The sequence below is a fragment of the Stenotrophomonas sp. HMWF003 genome, assembly GCF_003061285.1.
Taxonomy (GTDB): domain Bacteria; phylum Pseudomonadota; class Gammaproteobacteria; order Xanthomonadales; family Xanthomonadaceae; genus Stenotrophomonas; species Stenotrophomonas maltophilia_AP.
In genome coordinates, this window is the sequence record NZ_QAIW01000424.1 from 1 (window position 1) to 6,896 (window position 6,896).

5 protein-coding genes are annotated in these 6,896 nt (G+C 66.9%); 1 reads left to right on the top strand and 4 read right to left on the bottom strand.

Translation table 11 applies throughout. From position 1 onward, the window contains the following. From tssM to DBR34_RS18180, 4 genes are all read right to left on the bottom strand, one after another. On the bottom strand, positions 1–3,632 hold a 3,632-nt coding region (gene tssM / locus DBR34_RS18165; RefSeq protein WP_128097821.1), incomplete at its 3' end, for a type VI secretion system membrane subunit TssM. 17 nt (positions 3,633–3,649) lie between these two features. After that, on the bottom strand, positions 3,650–4,969 hold the full coding sequence (locus tag DBR34_RS18170) for a hypothetical protein (protein ID WP_128097822.1): 1,320 nt from the start codon (positions 4,967–4,969) through the stop codon (positions 3,650–3,652). Positions 4,970–5,133: 164 nt separating this feature from the next. Then, positions 5,134–5,394, bottom strand: a complete 261-nt coding sequence (locus DBR34_RS18175) for a PAAR domain-containing protein (protein ID WP_128097823.1) — start codon at positions 5,392–5,394, stop codon at positions 5,134–5,136. A 106-nt stretch (positions 5,395–5,500) separates the two neighbouring features. Further along, positions 5,501–6,379, bottom strand: a complete 879-nt coding sequence (locus DBR34_RS18180) for a M15 family metallopeptidase (protein WP_128097824.1) — start codon at positions 6,377–6,379, stop codon at positions 5,501–5,503. A gap of 296 nt (positions 6,380–6,675) precedes the next feature. Here DBR34_RS18180 and DBR34_RS21890 point away from each other — a divergent pair. Beyond that, the coding region (locus tag DBR34_RS21890) for a hypothetical protein (RefSeq protein WP_219928336.1) at positions 6,676–6,896 on the top strand (221 nt) is incomplete at its 3' end.

Below are 6,896 nucleotides of genomic sequence, written 5' to 3' on the forward strand. Positions count from 1 at the left end.
CCGGCCACGCGGGCCGGCAACTGCGCGCCGCGCTGCCAATCGCCGCCGCCGGAGGACTCGCCCGCGCGGCGAACCACGCGCATCTCCACGGTGACTTCCACGTTGTCGGCCTTCCAGGTCACGCGGCTGCTGCCGCCTTCCAGGCGCTCGAACGAGCCCTCCCGCATCAGTCGGGTGAAGCCGTTGCTGCCCGGCGCGTTGAAGACCTCCACGGTGCGGCCATCGGATGCCACGGCCGTGATCTTCACGCCCGGCACCTGGCCCACGTTCGGGTACTGCATGGTGGTCCACTGCGGCGGGGTGTTGCGGTAGCGCAGGGTCTGACCATCGATTTCGATCGTGTACTCCAGCGCGCCGGTCGCCGGCGCCGGCAGGATCTCGAAGATGGTGGTGTCCTGCGCAGCCGCACCGGCCGCACTGCCACTGACCCAGTTGCCGTAGTTGGCGACCAGATCGGCCGACAGGTTGATGCCCATCCCCGCCCAACGCCGCGCTTCCAGCAGGTTGCCCCGCTGCAGCACCAGCGTGCCCAGCTGGTCCTTGTTGAACGCAGCGATGCTGCCGCTGGCGCCGAAGATCGCAGCGATGTCGCTCGGGGCGGCGTCCACGTCGGAGTTGAGGTTGAACGGGAACTGCTTGCCGATGCGCTCGGAGAACGGCGTGTACACCTGTGCCGTCCAGCTCTTGTTGACCTCTTCCTCGGTCGGCTCCACCAGCGCCATGAAGGTCTGGGTAAGCGGACGCAGCAGCAGCGGACGCAGCGCTTCACGCTGGCCGGCATCCAGCCCGGTCAACACCTGCTCGTCCACCAGCGCCACCGCCGTGCTCAGTTCGGAGCCTTCATTGCTGAAGGTGTCCTGCATCAGCTTGCGGGTGCCCACGCCCAGGTCGCCCTGCCCCTTGATCGCGTTCAGGCGTGCCCGAAGCTTGGCCAGGGTCTCGAAGTAGGCATCGATCACCGCCGGCTGGTCGCCCCGCTTGGTGGTGAGCTTGGCGATGCCTTCAAAGGCCTTGCCAATCGGCCCCACCGGCTGCTGCTGGGCCACCGCTTCGGGGTCCTTGCGCAGGATGGTCTTCTGGAACCAGGCCACGAACCCGCCCTTGGCCTTCTTCGAACGCGCTTCGGCGGCCGGGTTGTCCCAGATGGTCTGCTCGTTGATCTTCTCCAGCAGGGTGCGCAGCGGCGAGTTGTTGGCATCGCCCAGGGCGTTCATGCGCGCGGCGGCTTCATCGAAGCTGTCGAACTGGGCAACGCTCAGGCCCTGCAGGAACTTGGTCCACTCGGCGGCGTACTCCTGCTTGTACAGGGTCACCAGCTCACGCGCGATGTGCTCGGGGCTGCCGGCCAGCGACAGATCGCTCTGCTCGGTGGTGTCCAGCACCCAGTCGGTGGTGCTCAGCTGGGTGCTGGCCGCCTCCTTCACCGCATCCTTGACGTAGTCTTCCCACGCCTTGCGCGAGAACGCACCGGAAATGGCGTAGCTGCCGGTAATCAGGCTGCCGTTGCGCTCGTTGCCGATCAACGCATCCACCGTGACCGTCGGGAAGCGTGCCGCGGCACGTGCCTTGATCTGCGCGAACACACGCTGCATGGCCGGCTGGCCCTTCATCACGCGGGTCAGTGCCTGGCGGCTGTCGCTGACCAGGGTCACCTTGTTCTGCACCTGCGGCCACGCCGGGTCGGCGGACTGGGCCACGTAGAAGTTCATCAGCTTCTCGGCCGCACGCACCATCTCCTCACGCGTCATCTGACCGCGGTTGGCGTCCAGCCAGTTGCGCCAGAACAGGGTGAGCTGCTGCGACAGATGCGCGCCCTCGACCTGCTTGCGGTTGCCCAGCATCAGGTAGGTCTTGAGCGCGTTGTAGGCGTCATTGGTGTTGGTGGGCGAGGCATTCTGGTACAGCACATCGCTTTCGGCGGCCACCGGGCCACCCTGCCCCAGCTTCTCGCGCTCGTTCACCACCTGGCCCAGATAGGCTTCCAGGCTGGCCACGGTCGGATCCAGCATCACCTGCTGCATGCCGTGGTAGTACTCCTTCATCAGCTTGGCGCGGATGTTGTCGCCCTGGTACAGACCCAGGCTGGTGGTGATGCCACCCTCCTTCTTGTACCGGTCCAGCTGCTCCATGCGGTCCTGCAGCAGCAGCAACGCATCGATGCGCGACTTGAGGTCCACGCGATCCTTCTGCACGCGGACGGCCTGCTCCAGGTCCTTGGTCGCGTTGTTCACCAGCTGCACGTTGGTGGTGTAGGACCAGGTCCACAGGCCCAGCGCCAGTGCCAGCACGCCCACCGCGCCAAGGAACACGCCGTAGCGCAGGCGGTTCTGGTGCGGGCTGGAGTACTGCCGGACCAGCTCGCGGTCGGAGAAGATCACCTTGCGGAACAGGTCCTTCAGGAAGAACGCCGTCTGCCCGGTCGGCGCTTCATCGCTGCTGTGCCCGCGCGAGGACAGCGAGAACTGGCGACCGACGCGATCGGACGCGTGGTGCACCGAATGGCCTTCCTGCAGCGCACTGCTGAAGTAGAAGCCGCGGAACACCGGCTTGAACTGGAACGGGTTGTCTTCAAACAGCGTGGCGATGAAGGTGCGCAGCGCCGGCTTGATGCCCACGAACTCCAGCGGCAGGGTCAGCAGCCCCGGCGACACCTCGCGCCCGCGCTGCATGGCCATGTGCGACAGGCTCATTTCCTTGATGCCCTCGGCCAGCTGGTCGAAGTGCGAATCGAAGGCAGTCAGTGCATCGCCCTGCGCGTGCACGTCGAAGGGCAGCGTCGCGCCCCACACATTCTCACGCTCGGACGGATCCAGGCTGCGGAAGAACTCGCTGAACCCGGCGATCAGATCGGCCTTGGTGAACAGCACGTACACCGGCGCGAACACTTCCAGCCGCTCGGTGATTTCCTGCACGCGCTGGCGCAGGTTCTTGGCCAGCTCGATGGCAAACTCGGGCTTGCTGCCGGACAGCTCGGCGATGCTCACCGCGATGATCACGCCATTGATGGGCGCGCGCGGCCGATTCTTCTTGAGCAGGCCCAGGAAGGTGAGCCACTCCATGCGGTCTTCCACGCTGACCGAATACCGGCCGGCGGTATCCAGCACGATACCGGTGGTGGTGAAGTACCAGTCGCAGTTGCGGGTACCGCCAATGCCTTGGATGACATTGCTGCGATTGTCCTCGAACGGGAACTGCAGCCCGGAATTCAGGATCGCGGTGCTCTTGCCGGCCGCCGGGTTGCCGATGATCACGTACCACGGCAGCTCATACAGGGCCGCCTTGCCCTTGAGCACGCCCAGGCGCGATGACTTGATCTGCTTGACCGCCTCCATCATCCGCGTGCGCAGCGCCTCGGTATCGGCACGCTGGGCCGAGGGCGCGGCAGCGACGGCCTGGTCCGCCTGCGTCTGCACCATCGCTTCCACGCGCTTGGCCGCACGCCGGGCCAGGATGCGCTTGATCACCCATACCACCAGCGCCAGCAACAGCAGCGCCGCCAGCGCGATGGCCACCCAGATGCCGATCTGGCGGGCTTCGGCGGCGCCGAAATACGCCAACGAACCGGCACCGATCAAGCCAATCACCATCCACAGGCGGTAATCGCCGAGGAAGTACCTGAAATTACTCAACATCATCTAGGCGTCCAGGGTTATGCCGCCGACACAGTGTCGGTCGACGGGTCGTTCAAAACGGGAATATCGAGGATCGCGGCCACGCGCTGGGCCGGCGCGCCCACCGACAGCACCAGTGCGGCGCTCTGGCCGCGCGCGGCATGCGCATGGGCCAGGGTCAGCAGTGCCAGCGGCAGGACCGGGCCCAGCTCGCCGGCACACACCGGCACGGCCAGCGTCTGCTGGTCGATTTCAATATCGGGATTGGCGGCCACGGCCGCGGCGCAGGCCTCCACGGCCACCTGGCTGCGCTGGTCCGCATCGTGCAGGGCAAAGCCCACGCGCTCGGGCGCAATGGCGGCGTCGGCCAGCATCGCGCGGCCTAATGCCTCGGCCTGGCGGCGCGATTCGGCATTGCTGAGGCCTTCGGCCAGTTCCATGCGGTGCGGTCGCCACAGGTGCGGGGTGGGCACGGTGGCCAGCCTGGCCGAGGCCAGGAGCAGGCCGGCGGCGCCTTCGCCGGGGATCTGCCCATCCTTGTTGCGCCGGTGCAGGATGCGGTTGCTGTCCAGCCACGCGGCAATGGTGCCGGGGTCCACCGCCGAGCTGCACGACAGCAGCAGGTACCAGCGCGGCTCGCCCTGGGCCAGCGCATCGGTGACGCGCTGCAGGCGCGACCAGACATCCGCCGCGTGGCTGGCGACCGCCACGCTGATGGAGAAGCGGCGCGGATCCAGGCCGTTGTAGACCGCCCGCGCGTGCAGCCAGTCCGCGCAGTAGGTGCGCAGCGACGCCGACCAGTCGGCCGGCACCAGCAACTCGATGGTCAACACCTGCTCAACCACCCGCTCGTCGCGGCGGCGCAGACCGGCCACCACCCGCTCCTCGGCCACTTCCAGTTCGGGCAGCGCCAGCAGCGCCTGGCCCATCAAGGAGTCGGCCACCGGTTCCAGCAGCGTCATCGCGCGGCGTTCGCCGTCGCGGGTGGTGAAGCCGGGCATCTGCACCTGCACCACCGCGGTATCGTCCAGGTCCTTGTCCGCACTGACCAGCAATGGCAGCCCATCGCCATCATGGAAACGCGCATCGAGCGACGGGCGCGGCGGCGCGGCGGCCATGTCCAGCAACGCATCGGCCTCGAGCATCACGCCCAGGCGCATGTCTGCGCCCAGCACGGCCACCGACGGCACCGCCCGCGTCGGGATCACCTCGGCCTGCGCACCGGCCGCACTCGCGTCGCCGCTGCTGCTCGCCGCATCGACGGCCTTGTCCAGCATGCTGCGCCCGGCGTTGCGCAGCATGAAGCCGGCACCGCTCAGGCCCACGGGCACCAGGCCCAGGTAGGCGAGCATTTCCATGCCCGACGGAACTGTGCCAGTGCTGCGCCAATAGAAGATTGCGCCACCCCAAGCCACCGCGAAAACCGCGATTACCGAGAACGCCTTCCCAAGTATCCCGGACATCTAGCGTCCTGCTCCCTGAGTCATCAAGCCATCCTGCTGATTCAAACCTGTGCTGTCCGTCAACCGATGCCGGTCGTGCCCTGTGACGCGATCAAGGTCGCGCCGCACGCGGTGCGGTCCCCATCACGCGCCACCGGGTTGCCATCGACCACCACGGTGGCATCGCCACTGACGATCGTGGTCGGCCCATGCGCCACGCACACGGCTTTGTCGCCGATGCGGGCCACCGGCTTGCCACCGATATCGGTCTGTCCCGATCCAGTGACCACGCTACCGCCATGACTCAATTTATCCCCGACAACTACGAATGGTCGTGACATCAATCATGCTCCTTGATTGCTTCCGCATCCGGCGACTCCATCGCCCCCCACTACCCGGGGCTGATCCGGATCGTTCGCCCACGATATCAGCTGACTGGTGAAAGTATCATCCTTTCGCCAATTCAGCTTTCTTCGCCGCACGCGCCGCACGGCACTGCTGCGACATCTCCACGTGCACGTAGTCCTTGATGCTGCGCCAGTTGCCGCCCCACTCCAGCCCTGCCTGCTCGGCCAGTTCGCCGTACAGGAAGTAGCCGCGCCGGGTCCACGGGTCGCCCATGTCCCATTGCAGCTTGCCGTCACGGATCGGCGCACTGTCCACGCCCAGCCCGTACTGATGGCAGCTCTGCCAGGCACCGGCGCGCGTGGCCTTGCCGCCACTCATCAGCTCGGCCTGACGTTCCGGGCTGCGGTAGCCTTCCACCAGCACCATCTCATAGCCGTATTGTCGGCGCATTACTTCATAGATGGCCAGTACGCGCTGCTGCAGATCCGGGTCAATCTGGCCCCATTTTCTGTCGGCCGTCACAATTTCGGGGCGCGTCCTGCGGATTTCTTCGGTCGTGAAGACTTCTGGCGGTGGCGGCGCAGGCGGGGTCAGGCGTTCACCGCGGAGCAGCTGGGCGACCATCGAGCCGGATTCGGACAGGTCATCGCCCCGAAACTCATCGAGCACCACGTTCTGCCGGGTCAGCAGGATCACCGCCGGCGGCACCAGCAACAGGAAGCCGGCCGCGGCCAGCACCATCCAATGCCGGCGCAGCGCGCCCTGCGCCGCACCCAGCTCTTCACGCACGCCGCCCTGCAGGCGGTCGGTGCGCTGCGAGACTCGCCGCCCGGCACGACCGGCAGCGTTCCCCACCCGCCCGAACACGCGTCCCAGCGCGGCCTGGATGCGTTCGAAAGACTCTGGAAACATCAGCACCCAACCGACTGCGGCCGTGACCAGCACCAGCAGCACCGCTCCCCCGATAATGACGACCACCGATCCTCCATGTATTGTTCGTTGTTGACGGTCCTGCCCCAGTCACTAGAATGGGGCGGTTCGCTTTCGGCAGATGCCGACCCAACAAGGGCTGGATGCACTTGAATAATGGCGGAATAAATCGACCAAGTCTGCTCTCAGGGGGAGCGCAGACGAAGAACGCGGCACCGGCAACGGGCCGCATCCTGGCAGACATGGAAGGACGCCCGGTCGCCGGCGCTGCACGCGCCGCCGCAGCCCCAGGCACCCGATCACGTCGATGGCTGTGGCTGGCACTGCTGGCAACGGCAGTTGTCGTGCTGGGCGCGTTCGCGGCATGGCGCCTGTCTGCCGGCAGCGGCGAAGAGCCGCTGGGGTACTCGTTGCCACCGGAAGCGAGCGTCCAGCCGGCGCCGACTCCGGAGGCGGTGTCCGCGCCCGGCGGCGCCACCATTGTTGACGCACCCGTGGAGCCCAACGGCACTGCGCCTGCCGCAGATCCGCTGGCGGGCATCGGCGATGCCGCAGACCCCGCGCC

Excerpts from the sequence above, each read along its gene's own strand:
- DBR34_RS18175 (WP_128097823.1), bottom strand. The coding sequence starts at position 5,394 with ATGTCACGACCATTCGTAGTTGTCGGGGATAAATTGAGTCATGGCGGT.
- DBR34_RS18170 (WP_128097822.1), bottom strand. The coding sequence starts at position 4,969 with ATGGAAATGCTCGCCTACCTGGGCCTGGTGCCCGTGGGCCTGAGCGGT.